Genomic DNA, 15,788 nt, shown 5'->3' on the forward strand with positions numbered 1-15,788 from the left:
TTTTGAGGCTGGGTCAGTTGCGGTGTTTGAAGCGCCAGCTGTCGTTGCCGGTCTCGATGATATCGCAATGGTGGGTGGTGCGATCGAGCAACGCGGTGGTCATTTTGGGATCGCCGAACACCGTGGGCCATTCGCCGAATGCCAGGTTGGTGGTGATGATCACTGAGGTCTTTTCGTAGAGTTTGCTCATCAGGTGGAACAGCAACTGGCCGCCGGAGCGAGCAAACGGCAGATAACCCAGTTCATCAAGCACGACGAGTTCGATGCGGCTGAGTTGGGCAGCGAGTGCGCCGGCCTTGCCGATGCGCGCCTCATCCTCGAGCCGGGTGACCAGATCAACGGTGTTAAAGTAGCGGCCACGGGCGCCTGCGCGCACGACGCTGGCGGCAATGGCGATTGCCAAGTGAGTCTTGCCGGTTCCGGTGCCGCCAACCAGTACGATATTGCGCCTGCCGGGCAGGAATGATCCGGCGTGCAGCGCGCGGACCAGTTCCTCGTTGATAGGCGTACCGTCGAACACGAACGCATCAAGATCCTTGATCACCGGCAGTTTGGCCGCACTCATGCGGTAGCGGATCGAGGCGGCGTGACGGTGGGCGGCTTCGGCGCGCAGCAGATCGGTCAGGATCTCGGGCGTGGTGCGCTGGCGTTGCACGCCAGTGGTTACCGCCTCATCGAACGCGCTGGCCATTCCCTTGAGGCCCAGCGCGCGCATGGCGTCGATCATCTCATGCCGCTGCATTGTGGCCTCGCACCGTATCATAGATCGCGCAATCGGCGCGGGGCGGATGCTTGAGCTTGAGGTCGACCACCACGCTCATTGGCTGATCTGCTGGCGGTTCGCGGCGGCGCGCCAGAATATTGAGGATCACCTCGTCGCTGGCAGCGCCGGTATCGAACGCTTCGCCGATGGCGGCCTCGACAGCCTCCAGCCCATCGGTGGATATGGCAGCAAGCACGCGGACAAAACGGCGATCGGCTTCGTCCCCACTGCCCAGCTTGCGCCGCAACCGGGCCAGCGCTGGTGGCAGCGCCCAGTCAAGGAATGGTGCGCCGTTGCGCAGGGCGCCGGGTTTGTGCACCAGCACCGGCAGATAGTGCCATGGATCGTAAATCGTGCGGTCGCGCCCAAAGCAGCGCGGGTGTTCGGCGACGATCTCGTCCCCCAAGCGGACTATGATCCGGTCGGCATAGGCGCGCACCTGAACCGCACGGCGCACCGTCCGCGCCGCCACAGAATAGCGGTTGCGGTCAAAGCTGATCAGGCATGTGCCGGTGACCGCGTGGCTCGTCTCGTGAAAGCCGTCGAACGGCGACAGCATCGGTTGCAGTACGGGCCGTTCGGCCTCCAGCGCCTGCGCGACAGTCATGTCCTTTTGCTCGGGATGCGCGTGCATCGCGGCCCAGCGCAGACATTCTGCCTCAAGCCACCCGTTCAGTTCCTCGATGCTGGCGAACTTCAGCCGAGGCTGGAAAAAGCGGCCGCGGATCGTCTGGACCTGGTTCTCGACCTGCCCCTTCTCCCAGCCTGCCGCTGGCGAACAGGCGGTCGGCTCGACCATATAATGATCGGCCATGACCAAAAACCGGCGGTTGAACACGCGCTCCTTGCCAACAAAGACCGTCGTCACCGCGGTCTTCATGTTGTCGTAGATGCCGCGCAACGGCACCCCGCCGAAGAACGCAAAGCCGCGGGCATGGGCGTCGAACACCATCTCTTGCGTCTCACGCGGATAGGCTCGCACATACACGGCCCGCGACGCGCATAGCCGCATGTGCGCTACCTTCACGCGCATCGGCTTGCCTGCGATCTCTACATCCTCGTGGCTCCAGTCGAACTGGTATGCCTCGCCCGGCTTGAACAGCAGCGGAATGAACGCGGGCACGTCGCCGCCGGGATCCTTGCGTCGGCCATCCGCCCAGCGCCGGGCGTAGCGCCGCACTGCATCATACGAACCCTCGAACCCTTCTCGCAGCAGCAGATCGTAGATCCGCGTCATCCGCAGCCGGTCACGCCGATGCCGCGCTTCGTTCTCGCTCAGCAGCGTATCGAGCTGCTCCTGAAAGGGTCCGATCCGAGGCAGCGGCTGAACCGTGCGATGATAGTCAAACGCACCTTCCAGAGCATTGATCGCCTTGCGCACCACCTTGCGTGACAGCCGCAGATCCCGCGCGATCTCCCTGATCGCCTTGCCACCTGCGTGCTCGCGCCTGATCCGTACAACTGTCTCCACCACCAACATCCCGATCTCGCCACCTGAAAAACCAGGCTGCTGTCTAAACCATCGGAATGGTGGTTCCCTTTTGGACGCCGATCACCCCGCTAACCGGGTCCTTTTTGCACGCCGATCCACACAGAGAAAGTTGGATCTGCGCGGCCTGGCAGGGCTGCGAACCTTGCTTGAACGTATCTGGGGATCGAAGCTGCCGCCGATCGAGTGAAACGCTGGGGCACTTGCCGTTCGATCGCGTGTTGGACGGCTGTGGTCAGCGCTATTTATATCAACACCTTCACCACCTTCTCCTTCACCTTAATAATGCCTTCCCCCTCTATGCCCTTCCCCTTTATCCCTTTCCATCAACCCTCCTTCGCCTAGCCAGAATCCATTGATTTTTAGAAGCAGAGACTTGTCGGCGGGGCGTCCGATGCTGGGGGAAATCGCGTAGCCGGTGGCGGGTATATTCAGCCGCATTTATCAATAGGTTACGAAGGTTTATTTCCGTTTGTTACTTCCGAGCGTTTCCGTTTCTTGATTCTGAGGGTGCGACAATCTTATCCCCGTGCTCGCAAAACCAGCGTAGGAAGCGGTCGTCGAATAGCGGCCCTTCCTCCTTGATCGTCATGTCGGGGAATTCGTTCAACGCGGACCAGCCACGCCGGGCCGAATCATCGAGCGCGCGCGACACGCCCATACGTTTGACGGAAATCTCCCCTTCGAAGCTGATCCTCATGTTCGCCCTCTCTTTGAACGTGAGGGACGCTTGAGGGTTGGCCCGATCAAACCACATGACGCCGGCATCCAGCCCCTTCATCACATACCGAAACCGGGCCCACTGACCTATTACATTACGTCCGTCCCTGGGTTGGATCAGCATGGTCCGAATGCCATTTGCATCGACCAATGGACCGCCCACGATCCTCGCCAATGTCGCGGCAGCATATTTGCGAAATCTTTCGGCCAGATTGGGCGGGATGTAGAGGTTGATATGAGTGTGAAGGCCGAAGCGATCTCCACGCTCCATGACCCACATGTACGCGGCCCATTCGTCGTTCCGGTCGAACCAGCGCCGGATCGCGTCGAGGAAGGCCGTCTGGTGGCGCAAAACCTCATGATCGCCGCGTATGCCCTGCAATGACCATGTGATGTCCAGGGAGGAGTCGAGCACCCGCCCCAAACAGTTGGCAAAGGCTACGGCGTGATAGGCCTTGTAAAGCTGTCGCGCACGCAACGACCGGCTGACCCCCCACTGCGCCCAGGCATGTTCGTAAGCGCGACGGCTTTGACCGTAGATAATGCCAAGCATCGCAGCATAATGCTTTTCGCCACGGACACCGTTGAAACCACCATTTTCATGCGCAAGGTCAATTCCTCCCTCATGACAATGGCGCAGCCAGCCCTCTCGGTCTGCAAAATCATCACGGGTGAGGGGGCGTTCTTCTTTGTCCATTCAGCAGTTGTGCCGCGATGGGCCTAAAACATCGTAAAACGGGACGGCTGCGCGTTATGTCCTGCTGCCTCCAAGTGAATTCTCCTCGCCTGCAATTCCTGTCGGCATGGAGAACACACCTTGAAACGAACGCACCTACCCATCGTCCCTGATGCGGTCCTGACCCGATACCGGGTGAACGAACCCAACGACAACCGCTTTCGATCCTGCGCCCGCCTGCTCCAAAGCCTGTGGCGCGCCGGGCGTGAACTTCGCATCGGTCGGCACGTCCCGCCCAATGGCGAAAAGCGCTGGCTTGGCTCTCGGATCAGCGACACCGCCGCACGGCGCGGTGGCAACTTCATGTCCCCCGAAATCGCCCGGCTGGTCTGGCTGGAACATGCCTATCGCGAGCCTTGGGCGACCTCGGACGAGCAGCGCCTGTGGACCAACCTCCTGTCCAGCCATCCGCTGGTGTTCAATGCCTTTGGCCCGCTGCGGCTGGACGAATGCCTGGCGACCAACATGCTCCGCGCAATGTTTCCCGATCTGTCGGATGCAACGGCGGAGACAGTGCTGTTCGAGCATTCGCCGGGGCGCGGCTCGGACGACCTGACCGGGGACAACACGGCGTGGGATGCCGCAATCACTTATGTCCGCGCCGACGGTCGCAAGGGCATCATCGCGATCGAGATGAAATACAGCGAGAGCGGCTGGGAGCCTATCCGGGATTTGCGCGCCCGCTATGCCCATCTCCTGCCTGCAACTGGCCTGTTCAAAGACCCGATGGCACCAGAACTGCGGAAACGTCCGATCCAGCAGTTGATGCGAGAGCATGTCCTGCTCCAGGCTGCGATCATGCGGGGCGATTATGCCGAGGGCCGGTTCGTCGTCATCCTGCCTGAACTGAACCAGCCGATGCAGAACGCCTGCCAGCGCTATACCGCGCAATTGGCGCTGCTCTCCGAAGGCAAGGCTCCGTTCTCCACGCTGTCACTGGAGGCGTTCATCGACCTCATGCGGCATCAGGGCGACAAGGACTATGCCGAGGATCTGCACGAGCGCTACTGCCTGTGGGAACGGATCGACGACATCATGGAAGATGCCGTGCCTCCTGAACTGGCGGGAGGCAGCTAAGGCAATGAGCCTTCCCGATCGGCAATTCCTTCTGATCGGGAAGGCTCAGCTTTCAGACTGGCTTGGCGAGCATTTTCTGCGCGCTGGTCTTCACGAAATCAGAGATCGGCCCGGACATCATCTTGAGCATCATGGGAACCGACACGGTGCCGCGCACGACGGCATCCTCCACCACAAGCTGGACGGGAACAGTCTGCCCCATGGCGGTGATCTTCAGGTCCAGCGTGGTGTCCGTCGTCCAGTTGGAAACGACGGTGCCACCGCCTGGGATGTGCTGTTCCAGCTTGGGCAGCCCGGCTTCAATGCGCCGCTTTGCCTCGGTCGCGCCAAGGGTGTGGGGAATGTCGATGTCCATTGGCCGGTCCTATTTCTGAGCGGTTAGACCTAACGCTACCAGTCGGCGGATAGCCTCAGCTCGCGACGGAATATCGGATTGGGTTCTACGCCAATCATCTAGCATCGCCAGCCATTCGGGAGAGACGCGCATCTGGAAGGGCTGGGTCTTTTCTGGAGGCATGTAATCCGTGTAATTACATGGTTGACGCGGGTCAATGCTGCATGTAATTACATTCATGCGGAACAGCGAAAGGATTGGTACTCCCTTCGCCGTCCCTGATCGAAACCCCTGATGAAGAGGGAAGACGACTATGAACACCCTAACGCCCTCGCGGCGCAATGTCATGCGCGCGCTTGCTGCGATCACGACCGGCCTGCCGACGCTGGCCTATGCGACGCCAACACTGGTCTGCATCCCCAGGCCTGATACGACGGCATGGGACAGCCTTGTAGCGGACTATCGCGCCGCCACCTCAGTCATGAACGCGCACCCTTATGGGTCTACCTGCCCTTCGCACCCCGATTATGAGACGCTCTCCGCCGATCATGACCAATATCTTTGCCGCGCTGCCCGATCGCTCGACGCGGTGATGGAATACCCAGTCACCGATAACAGGATGCTGGCGGAAAAGATGGAGATCATGGTCGCGGAGTTCGGCGGCGATAATTTCGTCAGCAGCATTCTCGCCGATGCCCGCCGCCTTTCCGGACGGGGGCTGTCATGAGTTGGATCACCTTCAAGCAGCCGCACCCACTGGATGGCGTCTGGTCGCAGGCGCTGGATGCCGTCCAGAACGCTCAGACTGCAATGGACGATCTGGGGGCAGACTTCACCGATGAGGAATTGGCAGAAGCAGGGGATGCGGTAACTGCTGTCCTGAACGTCGTCTGGGCGCTGCCTGCCCGGAACCTATCAGACAGCCTGATCAAGTTTAGCCTTGCCGGGGTAGAGGATTCTCCCCGCACCGACTGCGACATCGGCGCGATCCTGATTGAGGCCATTGGGCTTTTGGACGCCAGCGTTGCCCGTGGTGAGAAGCTGCGCGGGATAATGCCCGACCTGCTGGAAGGAGTGATCCTATGATCGCCTTGCAGGAACACCCGGCGATCGTCCGCGACGACGTGGCATTCGATCCCGGCCAGTGGCTCACCCGCTATGTCGAACTTGGCGGCGGCTATGCCATGGTTGGGGATACGGTCTGGCTGCATTGGCTGCTGAACGGCGCTGCGGAGGAAGCGGCAATTCTCTCCCATGAACGCATCGTGCGCGGTGACGCTGATCGTCGCAATGCCGTCAAAGCGCTCATCATGGAGCGCGTCAGCCGGGAGATGGTCGAATGATCGCCTATCGCCAGAACTATGCCGCGCTGCAATTCACGCCCAAGCCGAGAAAGAAGGCCATCCGGCGTGATCCCCGTCCGCGCCTGGACACGCCGAAAGGCGCTGCGGCTCCGATACCGTCATTCCTGCTGGAGCGGATTGCCGCCGCCATCAAGATTGGTTCGGTCCGTGAAGCCGACTTTGGACGGATGGTGAACCGCGATCCCAATCTTGTCGGTGATCTCTATGCAGGGCGAAAGGTGCGGTCGGGCACGTTGTCCCGCATCATCGAGACGCTTGATCGGATCGAAGGAGGGCAGGGCAATGGCTAGTCGCGCTGCCGCCGCCGATGGATACAAGCCCCGGCACTATCGCGGCTGGCGTCGGAACCGCGACCGGCGACGCTCGATCGCGGGCGGATCGTTGGAAGGGATGCGGTGATCCCGTCCATGCCGCGCCCGGCGCTTGCCCGTCTTGTTCAGCAGGCCATCGATCGGATGGACGACATCGACGCTGATGCCGACCTTGAGATGAGTGGCGACGAATTCGACGGCTCTCTGGGCGAAGATGATTTCTGCTGCCACGATGCCGGGTCGGCTCCTGGGCCAGGATGCTCGCTTAGCGATGCCGCTGAGGATGAGGATGAGGAAATTGGTTCGGCAGAGCAGGGTCAAGCCGCCATCGTTTCGATCACCCGTGGCAGGTCCACCAAACGTCGTGCTCTTTGACGACGGCTGCTCATCGGGGAAGGAGGACTGAAATGAACGTGCAAATCAAGGCAAGCCGCCCAAAGAACTACGTCCACAATCCGGCGTTCACCCACGTCGAACAGATACCTGACGTTTACGCCCTGGAGGGCACCGGCCCGTGCATGGAGCCGCTGGTAAGAGACGGTGATCTGCTCGTGTTCGATAAGAGGGAGGCGGTCGCTTCAGGGGATACGGTCAATATCTGGTTTCTTCCCGAACATACCAAGGAAGGCGAATCGCAAGGAATGCTTATGCGTCTTGTATGTGGCTTACCTCCTGAAGATGTCAGAGCAGCGCTAATCGGCATGGCCGTCGTGATTGTGGACCAACTCAATCCGGTTCGTCAGTTCCATATTCCAGCCGCACACATCCTCGCGATCCATAAATGCGTAGGTTTCGCTGACATTGATGTTCATGGAAAAGCCCAGGTGCGGCCGCAGCCGTCCCCTCCGCGACAGCCTTTCGATTACGAGTTGACGGACAGGACGGAGGGAGGCTTGGCCACCTGAGCAGGCTAGACGCCCAAAAACACCAAACAGTCTCGCCTCGGCCCCAAGCGGGTCGGGGCGTTTCGGCGTCCCGCCCACGCCGCCATCGCTTCCACGACAGCCTAGCCCTATCCAACAGTTTCACCGACGCACCATGGTGGATCGACATGTACCGCCGGGCATTTCCAAAGCTCGCCTCTGCTGTCGCCGTGCGAAACGACGGATGGGCGCAGCGCGGCGGCATCGATCGTGTCCTCACCCTGGACTGCGGCCGGACCTATACCGTGGACGAGAAAGTCCGCATGGAGGACTGGCCCGACATCCTGTTGGAGCGATGGAGCGACGAGGTCCGACGCATCCCCGGCTGGGTGCAGAAGCCTTTGGCATGCGACTTCATTGCTTATGCCTTCGCGCCATCAGGCGTCTGCTACCTGCTGCCGGTTGTCCCGCTGCAGCGCGCCTGGCGTCAGCATGGTAAGGAATGGATCAGGCGGTACGGAACGCGGCGGGCGCAGAATGTGGGCTATGTCAGCGTGAGTGTGCCGGTGCCGAAGGATGTGCTGCTAATGGCGCTGGCCCAAGCAATGATTGTAACGGCAAACTGAACGCCCCTAGTTCAGTCGCATTGTTGACATGTAAGAGGCCGACCTCTACGGTGATTCAGCATGAGGATCGAATTCGCCGATGCCGACTTGCAGCGCATATGCACCGATGAAGCTCACAAGCTTGGGCTTCCATTTGCGGTGATTCACGCGGCCCGTCGCCGCCTGGTGCAGCTGGAAGCGGCCTTGGATGAGAGGGATCTAAGGAATTTGAAAAGTGTGCACTACAAGAAACTGCAGGGTTGCCAGGATGGAAGGCGAAGCGTCCGTATCAACGATCAGTACCGAATTGTCTTTCGTTTGCTCGAAAATGAGCGGCCGCCGACCATTCAAATTGTCGCTATCGGCGACACGCATTGAGGGAGATCGGAAATGACGATTGCGTCTTGTCTGATTGATGTTCCTCATCCCGGCGAGTTCATCCGGGAGGAACTGGACGCGCGCGGCTGGTCCCAGCGCGATCTCGCATATATTCTTGGCGTGCCCGAGCAGGCCGTGAACCTCATCACTTCTGGCAAGAGAGGCATCAGCCCAGAAATGGCGAAGGCGCTTGGTAAGGCGTTCGATGTCTCTGCCGACTATTTTGCCAATCTCCAGCAAGCTTATGAGATGGCCAATGCTCGTGCGCCTGACCCGGCTGTAGAGCGTCGGGCTAAGCTGCAAAATGCTTTTCCGATCCGGGAGATGATCAAACGCGGGTGGTTGGCGGACACCGACATCGGGCTACTTGAAGCCCAGGTCATGCGGTTTTTCTGCAAGAACGATCTGGCTGATGTCCCTCATATGGCCCACGCGGCGAAGAAGGCGGATTACTCGGAAACCAGCCCATTCCAGTTGGCATGGCTGTTCAGGGTTCGCCAGATAGCCGCCGAAATGGTGGCCCCTGTATATTCAGCCGCCAAGTTGAGGGCTCTTGTGGCGGACCTTCCGCGCTACATGAAGCATGCCGAAGAAATTCGGCATATGCCGCGCCTGCTGGCGGAGTGTGGGGTGCGTTTCGTGATCGTGGAGACATTGCCGAAAGCGAACATCGATGGCGTGTGTTTCTGGCTAGACGACAATGCACCGGTAGTGGGGCTGACTACCCGGCACGACCGCATCGACAATTTTTGGTTCGTGCTGCGCCACGAGCTTGAACATGTGCTCAATGGCGATGGTCGGGGCGAACTGAACGGCGAGCAGATCGATGTTGATCTTGAAGCTGCTGGTGGTCGGGACGATCTTCCCCCCGCCGAACGCAAGGCGAACGCGGCAGCGCAGGATTGCTGCGTTCCGGCGACTGAGCTGGAGTCCTTCTATACTCGGAAATACCCGTACATCGCAGAGAAGGATGTGATCGGGTTCGCTGGCAGGCTTGGGCGACACCCGGGCATTGTCGTTGGCCAGTTGCAAAGACGCATGGATCGATATGATTGGCTGACCCGCCATAAGGTCAAAGTGCGTCAGTTTCTGATGGGTAACAGCGTCGTTGACGGATGGGGCGATGTTGCTCCGGTTTCGCTTTGAGGAGCGGGAATATGCCGACTTACAGAGAGCAACTGCAGCGTGTCTGGCACGAGTTCGAAAAGGAGAACGGTCAGGTTCCTGCCACCGCCCGCGAGGCTGTTCAGTGGGGCGTGCAGAAGCGCATGATCGAAGTGCCCGAGGTCGATCCCTTAGCAAAGCTTGCGGAAGACATGTCCACGGCGCTTCGGGAAGAATATGCGACCGATCGCGAAGGGCGACGTTATCGTGTCAACCATGCCGTCCGCCTGACGCGGGGCGGGGTCCAACACACCTTCTGGGCCATGATGGCTGATGCGCCTCGGGAGCATATGCAAAAGGCATTCATCCAGCGGCGCGAGCAAATCGTAGGTGATTGCGTCCAGCTTTCTACCGACGTGGAAGCATATAATGCCATGCGGTCAGAGCAGGAACCGATCCAGATGCTGCTCGATTTCCGCGACGACGTAGAGGAGCGCCGTTATTGGGATGGCCGCAAGGCTGCTTAGGACGGAGCGAGCGATCTCTCAATCGAACGATCTTGGCGCTCTCCATTTCTCTCGATACGGAGAGCCAACGTTCGCGCCTCTAAAATTTGTAACTTCCGGCGCAGATGCCGAGATCATTCAATGTGTCGTCGAATCCGCGCCTCGGTCGCGGTTCGACGACATGGTAGCGTAGAATGTAGGACTAATTATGCAGATAAAACCCGGTCTTTGAGCAGTTTAGGGAAATGAGCATTTTTCCCCCGCTGGCCTTCAAAGCCGAGGCGCGAATAAATTTCACCGCCGATACCTGGGAGCACATTCCCATGATCATCTTTTTCTGAATCGGTAGCTAGTAACCAATATTCGAATTTATCAGCAATTTCTGCCTCAAACTCGGATGATAGACGCTTTTCAGCACCCTCCAGAATTACAGGTGCCATAATATGAATGCGATCGGGATGCGCATCTTCCAACAGGTGCATCAAGTTTGTTTTGACCACACATGCGCCTGATATGATAGATTTTACGACTAACAAATGGTCGAGATGTGCCGGAAGTGGTTCCCTGTACTCATTTGTAATTGTCGCAACGTCGAGCCACCGTAGATCAGCAGCTTTCTTTCTCGTGTTCCAGAAGCACGCAATTCCTGTCTTGGCACCCGCCTCATCTAAGGCCTGGGCAATACCAGCGGCTAAAAAGTCAGCATCTTCCACTGTCACTGCTAGATAGACAGTTTTCCCAGCAACGTTCGAACGCTCTGCAAAACAGCGTCCAAGCGCCTTGCCTACCAGCGTCATAACATCGCCGTACTCAGACGGAGGCAATGAAGTGTCCGCTAGTCGCGCCAATGCCGCCACAATATCTTCACCAGCAGCATGAGCTAGCTTCGAAAGGGTTCGATTGCCACTCATACATGCGCCTTGAAAATGGCAAAAAACTCAAAGAAATCTGTAGCCTGAGCGTGAACCAAGGCGGTTAGAAACGCTCCGAACTCCGGGGTGTGGCAATGATATTCCGCCCATCCCTTCATCGTATGATCTCCAAATCCTTGATACTCAAAACCGAAAAAATTCTTGGTGACATAGAATCGCAAATACTCGATCTTGTCGAGTGCATTTTTTGCCTCCATGGGAATCTCAAAGGCAGGCAGAAGAGGGGCAACTATGCCGCCGGGTCCTTCAGCAGCCCGGTTTATCAGCTCCTCAAGGGATTGATCTCCGCGAGACTGAGCCCAAACTCCGACCAGCATACGCCAAATTTGTTCCCTCACCACTCGCTCTGGATCTCTTGGGCTTAAAAGGTCCAGTGCGACCGCGAGGTCCGGCCGGTTAGCAATCAGAGCCGTATCTGGAAAGCCTTCAGGGAATTGAACAACCTCAACGTTAGATAGATCTTGAGGACGGGAGGAGATAAGAGAGGCGCGACGCCCTTCGTCGGAAACGACTAAGCGATAATCGGCTTTAATTTCACATGCCGCATCTAACTTCATTTGTAGCCGGAAATCATCAGCTAGAGCATGGTCCCCGCCGTTCCAAGCGGCAGCGCCACTCTTCAACTGCTCAAGAGTTCGCTGGTCTTGGCGAGATATGATGAAATCATCCACGAACGACAGCACCTGGTCGTGGAAGGTAACCCCTTCCCCGAGTGTGCCCGTTTCGAACGCTTTTGAGGCTTCGAGCGCGATGCGGTAGGCACCATAAAGTATCTCGAAATCGCGCCCCTTTGCGCTCGACCTGCCGCCTCGATTTTTGTTCCGCGCGTAGGTTAATCCGTCGTCGCCGACTGCTGCGGCAATTTTTGCAGGATCGTACATACCCGAGGCGATACAGCATCACGGCACAATGCGATAGATTTCGCGTAAGCCCGTTCGCAATTTCCCCAGATCGGGATGGAGCGCTTCGCGCTACCAACAAATTTGGGGGCCAAATTGGGGGCCATGCTGAGATCCGTAATCAAAGATAGTTAGCAAATATGGCATTTTTGTCCATCAATACGAATCCGTCTCCGGGCACCATTTTTCCCCAACCTGTAAATGCTGGCCAGCGCACCCTCCTGTGTTGCGCCCATCCTGCGACACCCTTAGCGTTGGCACATCTTTCCCTTCGCGTGAGTGTCCGTTTTCCCGATGCGCCTGCTTGCCTGCTGCCTTTTCGTCCTGCTGTCGATCCTGCCCGGCATGGCCAGCGCGATCCCCGCCAACCGCCCTACGCCCGGCCCTACACCGGGCAATGTGCGCGTCGCGATCGACACGTCGGTCGGGCGGATCATCGTCGCGGTGGACACCCGGCGCGCGCCGCTAACCTCCGCCAATTTCCTGACTTATGTGGATGATGGCCGGTTCGACGGCGTGACTTTCTATCGCGCGGCCCGGCGCAAGAGTGCGCCGCAACTGGGGCTGATACAGGGCGGGATCGACAGTGATGCACGCCGGTCGCTGCCCCCCGTCGCGCATGAACCGACCAGCCGGACGGGCATCCGGCATCTGGACGCGACCCTGTCGATGGCGCGGCCCGATCGCCCCAATTCGGCGATGGGTAATTTCTTCATCACCGTGGGACCGACCCCCAATATGGACGCGCGGGGCAGCTATATCGGCTATGCCGCGTTCGGCCATGTCGTTGCGGGCATGGACGTGGTGAAGAAAATCCTGGCCGTGCCGACCTGTTGCGGGTCGGGACCGATGCGGGGGCAGATGATCGTCAAGCCGATCACCATATTGCGCGCAAAGCGGCTGGATGGCGTTGCCAAACCGTCGCGCGGGGTAAAACCCTGGCTGATCGGCCTGAACCGCGCCAAGGCACGATAGCGGCAGGTCAGGCGAACGCCGCCTGCCCCTTCATCCATTGGCGGGCGCCCGCACGCGGAGGCCGGGCCTGAATTTTCTTCCATGCCTGTTCGTGGAAGAAGAAGGCCACCGCATTGATGACCGGCTCGACCAACGCAATCCCGCCCGCCAGCGCGAGCGATCCGGTCATGAGATAAGCGACGGTGAAACCGACGGTCAGGTGAATGGTCAGATATGTGCCTGTCTTGATGAGGTCCAGCGACATGGGGATGCTCCTTGTTGCGATCTATTTAAGAATCGTTCGCAACTTGCGCCAACAGCTTTTTCCGCTGGCTCTGATCGCATCGGGCGATGATGGGTCATGACTGCGGCTTTGCGGTAACAGCACTGTTGCATTTGTTGCAATCGTAAACTCACGCTTTGCGATTGTTACAACAGCATGACAGGAGCATAGGCCCGGTCCGCCCAGTCGGGCGACAATCGATACTCAATCAAGGAACGAACATGCGACAGGCCTTTCAGGGCGCGGCGCTGGTAGTTGCGGTCGGCGTACAGATGCTGACCTTCTATTCGGTGCTATACGCCTGAGCGCACCCCGCGCTCCTATAATATCCCGATCTTTCGGAACATGAAAAGGCCGCCCGTGGCATATGCCGGGGCGGCTCTTTTATTATCCGCTGACTTTGGTAGACCGCAATCAACCTTCGGCGATCCAGCCCGCGAGCAGATAGGCCACGACACCGACCAGTCCGAGCGCGCAAAGCGTCAGCAGCACAAGCGCCACACGCATCAGCGTGACGTCCAATCCGGTACGGTTGGAAAGGCCCGCGCATACGCCCATGATTTTGCCGTTGCGGCGGTCGAGAGTGAAGCTGTTGTTCATGTGACTGACCTTTTCAAAAATGCGATGGATGGATTCAGGCGATCGGTGCCAGCGGCACTGCGGCACCGATGAACAGGGTGGCGACGATGACGGCACCGACAAAAGCGGTTGCGGCGGTCTGGATGCGGGCGATGGACATGGTGGAAACTCCCTGATGTTACTGGCCGACCGATGCGGCCTTGATGCCAACTGGTATTGCAGAAGCCGTGCCAATTTGCCGTTTCGGCAGAAATGCGCCACTTTCAGCGCCGCACCCACGAACAACGCCTGTTACAATTTCAGGATGTTGGTGAAATTCACGAATATATGGGCCAATTTTTTCAGGATGCCGTCATGACCATCCCCTTATTTGTCTATGGCACGCTGCGCAGGGGCTTTGACGGGGCGATGGCCCGGCAGTTGCGCGCCGCTGCGTGCTATGTCGGATCTGGCACGGTGGCTGGTCGGCTCTACCGCATTGCCGACTATCCGGGGCTGGTGCCGGGACCGGACGGGCAGGTTGCTGGCGACCTGTTCGCGCTGGACGATCCGGCAGCCACACTCGCGCTGCTGGACGAATATGAGGAATGTGCCGCCCATCACCCGCAACCGCATGAATATCGTCGTGAGCAGCTGGTGGTTGAGACGGCAGATGGTCCGGTTACGGGATGGACCTATATCTATGCACGCGATGTCGCGGGATTGCCGCTGATCGCCGGTGGCGACTTTCTGGCAGGATGAGGGACGCCAAACCGCACGCCCCTCCCCCCTGATATTTATTTCTGCTTCATCGCCTCGACGGCGGCCAATGTGTTTTTCACATGGCCGGCATAGCTCATTTCCGAATGGACGAACGCGATGCGGCCCGACGGCGCGATGACGTAAGACGTGCGATCGGTCATGCCCGGCCGCATTTTCAGCGCCACGTCATAGCCCGACACAATGCCCGGTCCGGCCGAAGCGACCGCAAACTTGCCCGCACATTCCTTGGTCGAAAAGGAAACCAGATCATCGACCGAATCAGCCGACATACCGATGACCGTTGCGCCAGCCGCCTTGAACTTGTCGATATTGTTGGCAAATTCGCGCGCCTCGGCCGAACAGCCCGGCGTGAACGCCTTGGGGAAGAAATACAGCACGACCGGGCCACGCTTCAACTGATGCGACAGGGTCAAGGTGAAGGTCTTGCCCGCCTGCGCGCCGCGCGTGGTGAAATCGGGCGCCTTCGCCCCGATGGCGAGGGCGGCCATCGCGCCGCTCGACCCCAGCAGGGCCACCGTGGCAGCGGCGAAAAACAGGATCGGGCGCTTCATCATCAGGTTCCTTGGCAATCGGGGATATGATCAGGTGATGGCCGCAATGCGCGCAACGCGCAAGTCGGCCTGAAGGGAATCGTCAGGGCAGGAACCAGTGAGCCAGTCACAGGTTCCTGTTAACATGCGCGCGCTGACCATCCTCCTGCTGCCGATCCTGCTTTCCGCCTGTTCTGGCGACGATCCGCCACAGCGCAAGGATGCCCGAGACACGCCGCCCGCCACCGATTTGGCGACAGCGAGGGAGACAGTGCCTGACGTTTCGCCAGCCCCGGAACCGATAAAAATTCCCGTTCTTCTTCAAGGACATTGGGCCGGCCTGAACGAGCAATGCGACGACAGGCGCGCGGTGCTGGAACTGACCATTTTGCCCGACCAGCTGGTCTTTCATGAAAGCGTCGGGACGGTCCAATCGGTAACCGGGCAGGCCGACGGCACATTCGCGGTAAAGGCCGCCTTCACGGGCGAAGGGCAAAGCTGGACCCGCACCCTGTCGATGGATGCAACGGACGACGGACAAAGGCTCACCATCGTCCATGACGCTGTCGCCATCACGCGCAAACGCTGCTGAACGCTTC

At 59.1% G+C, this 15,788-nt stretch carries 23 protein-coding genes; 14 read left to right on the forward strand and 9 right to left on the reverse strand.

Features of this window, described 5'->3' with window-relative positions; genetic code table 11:
* Window positions 1-13: 13 nt before the first annotated feature.
* The 3 genes from istB to SPBM01_RS11645 all read right to left on the reverse strand — a co-directional run bounded on the left by istB (window position 14) and on the right by SPBM01_RS11645 (window position 3,669).
* Entirely contained in the window at window positions 14-742 is a 729-nt protein-coding gene (istB, locus tag SPBM01_RS11635; protein WP_188061983.1) for an IS21-like element helper ATPase IstB, read from the reverse strand.
* Window positions 729-2,243 (reverse strand): IS21 family transposase, encoded by a 1,515-nt coding sequence (gene istA / locus SPBM01_RS11640; protein ID WP_188061984.1) that lies wholly within the window; start codon window positions 2,241-2,243, stop codon window positions 729-731. The genes istB and istA overlap by 14 nt, the downstream gene beginning before the upstream one ends.
* A 484-nt stretch (window positions 2,244-2,727) precedes the next feature.
* Entirely contained in the window at window positions 2,728-3,669 is a 942-nt protein-coding gene (locus tag SPBM01_RS11645) for a hypothetical protein (RefSeq protein WP_188061985.1), read from the reverse strand.
* 120 nt (window positions 3,670-3,789) lie between these two features.
* Here SPBM01_RS11645 and SPBM01_RS11650 point away from each other — a divergent pair, with 120 nt between their 5' ends.
* Window positions 3,790-4,785: a PGN_0703 family putative restriction endonuclease gene (locus SPBM01_RS11650; protein ID WP_188061986.1), complete on the forward strand. Its 996-nt coding sequence runs from the start codon at window positions 3,790-3,792 to the stop codon at window positions 4,783-4,785.
* 52 nt (window positions 4,786-4,837) lie between these two features.
* Here the strand turns inward: SPBM01_RS11650 and SPBM01_RS11655 are convergent, their stop codons facing one another.
* Window positions 4,838-5,140, reverse strand: coding sequence for a polyhydroxyalkanoic acid system family protein (locus SPBM01_RS11655; protein WP_188061987.1), 303 nt, complete (start codon window positions 5,138-5,140; stop codon window positions 4,838-4,840).
* Between the two features lie 292 nt (window positions 5,141-5,432).
* Between SPBM01_RS11655 and SPBM01_RS11660 the strand changes: the two genes are divergently transcribed.
* The 10 genes from SPBM01_RS11660 (at window position 5,433) to SPBM01_RS11710 (ending at window position 10,271) form a co-directional block, all read left to right on the forward strand.
* Complete coding sequence (locus SPBM01_RS11660) at window positions 5,433-5,846, forward strand: hypothetical protein (protein ID WP_188061988.1); 414 nt, start codon at window positions 5,433-5,435, stop codon at window positions 5,844-5,846.
* A complete protein-coding gene (locus SPBM01_RS11665; RefSeq protein ID WP_188061989.1) occupies window positions 5,843-6,205 on the forward strand; it encodes a hypothetical protein in 363 nt (120 codons plus the stop codon). The genes SPBM01_RS11660 and SPBM01_RS11665 overlap by 4 nt, the downstream gene beginning before the upstream one ends.
* Window positions 6,202-6,462 carry a hypothetical protein gene (locus tag SPBM01_RS11670; RefSeq protein WP_188061990.1) on the forward strand — a complete coding sequence of 87 codons (261 nt, stop codon included), beginning with the start codon at window positions 6,202-6,204 and terminating at the stop codon, window positions 6,460-6,462. The genes SPBM01_RS11665 and SPBM01_RS11670 overlap by 4 nt, the downstream gene beginning before the upstream one ends.
* Complete coding sequence (locus tag SPBM01_RS21900; RefSeq protein WP_262504136.1) at window positions 6,459-6,773, forward strand: hypothetical protein; 315 nt, start codon at window positions 6,459-6,461, stop codon at window positions 6,771-6,773. Before SPBM01_RS11670 ends, SPBM01_RS21900 begins: the two co-directional genes overlap by 4 nt.
* A 165-nt stretch (window positions 6,774-6,938) precedes the next feature.
* Complete coding sequence (locus SPBM01_RS11685) at window positions 6,939-7,169, forward strand: hypothetical protein (RefSeq protein ID WP_188061991.1); 231 nt, start codon at window positions 6,939-6,941, stop codon at window positions 7,167-7,169.
* Between the two features lie 32 nt (window positions 7,170-7,201).
* On the forward strand, window positions 7,202-7,699 hold the full coding sequence (locus SPBM01_RS11690; protein WP_188061992.1) for a hypothetical protein: 498 nt from the start codon (window positions 7,202-7,204) through the stop codon (window positions 7,697-7,699).
* A gap of 146 nt (window positions 7,700-7,845) precedes the next feature.
* Window positions 7,846-8,283 (forward strand): hypothetical protein, encoded by a 438-nt coding sequence (locus SPBM01_RS11695; protein ID WP_188061993.1) that lies wholly within the window; start codon window positions 7,846-7,848, stop codon window positions 8,281-8,283.
* Between the two features lie 60 nt (window positions 8,284-8,343).
* Complete coding sequence (locus SPBM01_RS11700) at window positions 8,344-8,640, forward strand: type II toxin-antitoxin system RelE/ParE family toxin (protein WP_188061994.1); 297 nt, start codon at window positions 8,344-8,346, stop codon at window positions 8,638-8,640.
* 12 nt (window positions 8,641-8,652) lie between these two features.
* The gene (locus SPBM01_RS11705) at window positions 8,653-9,786 is read left to right on the forward strand and encodes a HigA family addiction module antitoxin (RefSeq protein ID WP_188061995.1); all 1,134 of its coding nucleotides are present in this window, start codon (window positions 8,653-8,655) and stop codon (window positions 9,784-9,786) included.
* Between the two features lie 11 nt (window positions 9,787-9,797).
* Window positions 9,798-10,271: a hypothetical protein gene (locus SPBM01_RS11710; RefSeq protein WP_188061996.1), complete on the forward strand. Its 474-nt coding sequence runs from the start codon at window positions 9,798-9,800 to the stop codon at window positions 10,269-10,271.
* Between the two features lie 185 nt (window positions 10,272-10,456).
* On the opposite strand, the gene SPBM01_RS11715 is transcribed toward SPBM01_RS11710, so the two are convergent.
* Window positions 10,457-11,161, reverse strand: a complete 705-nt coding sequence (locus tag SPBM01_RS11715; RefSeq protein ID WP_188061997.1) for a hypothetical protein — start codon at window positions 11,159-11,161, stop codon at window positions 10,457-10,459.
* The gene (locus SPBM01_RS11720; protein WP_188061998.1) at window positions 11,158-12,063 is read right to left on the reverse strand and encodes a hypothetical protein; all 906 of its coding nucleotides are present in this window, start codon (window positions 12,061-12,063) and stop codon (window positions 11,158-11,160) included. Before SPBM01_RS11720 ends, SPBM01_RS11715 begins: the two co-directional genes overlap by 4 nt.
* Before the next feature lie 312 nt (window positions 12,064-12,375).
* Here SPBM01_RS11720 and SPBM01_RS11725 point away from each other — a divergent pair, with 312 nt between their 5' ends.
* Window positions 12,376-13,056, forward strand: coding sequence for a peptidylprolyl isomerase (locus SPBM01_RS11725; protein ID WP_188065684.1), 681 nt, complete (start codon window positions 12,376-12,378; stop codon window positions 13,054-13,056).
* Window positions 13,057-13,063: 7 nt separating this feature from the next.
* Here SPBM01_RS11725 and SPBM01_RS11730 read toward each other — a convergent pair whose 3' ends face one another.
* Window positions 13,064-13,300, reverse strand: coding sequence for a DUF2061 domain-containing protein (locus SPBM01_RS11730; RefSeq protein ID WP_188061999.1), 237 nt, complete (start codon window positions 13,298-13,300; stop codon window positions 13,064-13,066).
* A 432-nt stretch (window positions 13,301-13,732) separates the two neighbouring features.
* Window positions 13,733-13,918 carry a PspC domain-containing protein gene (locus SPBM01_RS11735; RefSeq protein ID WP_188062000.1) on the reverse strand — a complete coding sequence of 62 codons (186 nt, stop codon included), beginning with the start codon at window positions 13,916-13,918 and terminating at the stop codon, window positions 13,733-13,735.
* A 333-nt stretch (window positions 13,919-14,251) separates the two neighbouring features.
* Here SPBM01_RS11735 and SPBM01_RS11740 point away from each other — a divergent pair, with 333 nt between their 5' ends.
* Window positions 14,252-14,638 (forward strand): gamma-glutamylcyclotransferase, encoded by a 387-nt coding sequence (locus tag SPBM01_RS11740; protein ID WP_188062001.1) that lies wholly within the window; start codon window positions 14,252-14,254, stop codon window positions 14,636-14,638.
* Between the two features lie 35 nt (window positions 14,639-14,673).
* Here the strand turns inward: SPBM01_RS11740 and SPBM01_RS11745 are convergent, their stop codons facing one another.
* The gene (locus SPBM01_RS11745) at window positions 14,674-15,210 is read right to left on the reverse strand and encodes a peroxiredoxin (protein ID WP_188065685.1); all 537 of its coding nucleotides are present in this window, start codon (window positions 15,208-15,210) and stop codon (window positions 14,674-14,676) included.
* Window positions 15,211-15,334: 124 nt separating this feature from the next.
* Between SPBM01_RS11745 and SPBM01_RS11750 the strand changes: the two genes are divergently transcribed.
* Complete coding sequence (locus SPBM01_RS11750) at window positions 15,335-15,781, forward strand: hypothetical protein (RefSeq protein ID WP_188062002.1); 447 nt, start codon at window positions 15,335-15,337, stop codon at window positions 15,779-15,781.
* Window positions 15,782-15,788: the final 7 nt, after the last annotated feature.

The organism is Sphingobium sp. KCTC 72723, from assembly GCF_014280435.1.
Lineage (GTDB): Bacteria > Pseudomonadota > Alphaproteobacteria > Sphingomonadales > Sphingomonadaceae > Sphingobium.